This is a genomic window from Micromonospora sp. AMSO12t, from assembly GCF_008806585.1.
Lineage (GTDB): Bacteria > Actinomycetota > Actinomycetes > Mycobacteriales > Micromonosporaceae > Micromonospora > Micromonospora reichwaldensis.
Window position 1 is genome coordinate 1 of sequence record NZ_WAAS01000481.1, and the last position, 1816, is coordinate 1816.

Annotated in this window: 2 protein-coding genes; both read right to left on the reverse strand. The window is 72.0% G+C overall.

All coding sequences use genetic code 11. From position 1 onward, the window contains the following. Positions 1-128 precede the first annotated feature (128 nt). Positions 129-542, reverse strand: a complete 414-nt coding sequence (locus tag F6X68_RS32475) for a VOC family protein (protein WP_151457810.1) — start codon at positions 540-542, stop codon at positions 129-131. Positions 543-663: 121 nt separating this feature from the next. Beyond that, on the reverse strand, positions 664-1794 hold the full coding sequence (locus F6X68_RS32480) for a peptidoglycan-binding protein (protein WP_151457811.1): 1131 nt from the start codon (positions 1792-1794) through the stop codon (positions 664-666). Positions 1795-1816 lie beyond the last annotated feature (22 nt).

The window sequence follows — 1816 nt, forward strand, 5'->3', positions numbered from 1 at the left end:
TGCGCGGGCGGCGACAGCATCGGGTGCACCCCTCCGGCCGGCGGCTGCGGGCCGGGGCGCACCGGTGCGGTGTCGCCCGGGCCCGCCGGACAGCGGTCCCTACCCGCTCGCGCTGCCGCTACACCTCGTCAGCCCTGCGGCTGGCCGATGTTCACCATCCAGCCGATGCCGTAGCGGTCGACGCACATGCCGAACTCGTCGCCCCACATCTGCTTCTCCAGCGGCACGGTCACCGTGCCACCCTCGGTGAGCTTGCCCCAGTAGCCGCGCAGGTCGTCGGCGTCGTCGCCGCTGAGGCTCACGGAGACGTTGTTGCCGGGGTCGTGCTCCATTCCCGGCGCGGTGTCCGAGCCCATCAGGGTGAAGCCCCGGTCGGTCTCCAGCATCGCGTGCATGATCTTGTCGACCAGCGCGGGATCGTCGGTGCCCATCGCACCGAACGTGTTCGTCGACAGGGAACCGCCGAACACGCGCTGGTAGAACTCCATTGCCTCCCGCGCGTTGCCCGGGAAGCTGAGGTACGGGTTGAGTCGAGACGCCACAGCACCCTCCTCCGGTCGTGACTGCCTCATCGTCGCAGATCAGGAGGCTGGAGCGGGTCAGGTGCGACCGCGTTTCGCCGGCCCGCGGGGCGGGTCGCTCCGACGGGCCGGCGGACGGTGTTCAGTCCCGGAACGACCGGCGTACGACGCCGCCGACGACCGCGCACCAGGTGTCGAGGTCGAGCTTGCCGTGCGCGGGCAGGCGGTGCAGGCGCTGGACGTCCTTGACGGCCGTCCTGGTCGCGTGGTCGTACTCGCCGGTGACGGCAACCTCGGGGTAGCCCCGGTAGTTGAGCAGGAACTGCGCGGCGGTGACCGGCGCGCCGCTGGCGTGGGCGCCCAGCTCCGGCACCAGGGTCTCCCAGGTGGGGGCGGTGAGGGTGGCGTCGACGTCGACCGCGATGCCGTTGCGGTGCTGCCAGTCCTGCACCGCGGCGACGGTGGCGGCGTCGAAGACGCTGTTGACCGGCACGGTGTAGCCGCGGTGGGCCAGCAGGTACTGCACCACCCGGACGCTGGGGGAGCCGACGAAGCGCCACAGGTCCGGCCAGCGGCGGGCCGGCACGTCGGCGAGGTCGGTGCCGAGGGCCTCGAAGACCCGGCGGCGCAGGGCGGGGAACTGCCGGTAGAAGGTGGCGCCCGGGCACAGGGTGGTGCGGAAGTCCCAGTGGCCGAAGATGTCGTGGGCGTGCAGCCCGTACTGCCGGCAGATGGTCGCGCAGAGCGTGACCAGCGAGTCCAGCAGGGCCTCCGGCGGGGTCTCGGTGACGTACGTGCCCTCGTTCTCGATGCCGATGGCCCGGCCGTTCTCGCCCGGGCAGTGCGCCGAGATCATCTGCCGGTCGCCGGCGTGCAACCGCTCCAGGCTGCCCCGGCGTCCCTCCATGACGTACCCGCCGCGGCTGACCGTGAAGTGCTGGCCGGTGTCGGACCAGCCGTTGCCGTCCATGTGCAGGTTCTGGCAGTCGCGGGCCAGCTTGACCGCCTGCGCCTCGGAGTAGTCGGTGACGTTCGGGAACGCCATGTGGTGCACGATGATCTTGTTGGTGGGGATGGCGCTGACCGCCAGTGGGTCCGCCGGCGGGCGCGCGCCCCACTCGTCGCAGCTGTAGATCCAGTCCAGGTCGGTGCCGGGGTCCGCCTGCGCGGCGTCGGGGAGGGCGAGTTGGCTGCCGACGACCGCGACCGTGGCGGCGCCGAGGCCGGCCCGCAGCAGGGTTCGGCGGTCCAGTGCGGAATTCTCGACGTGCATGGCGTCTCTCCTCTGCGGCCGG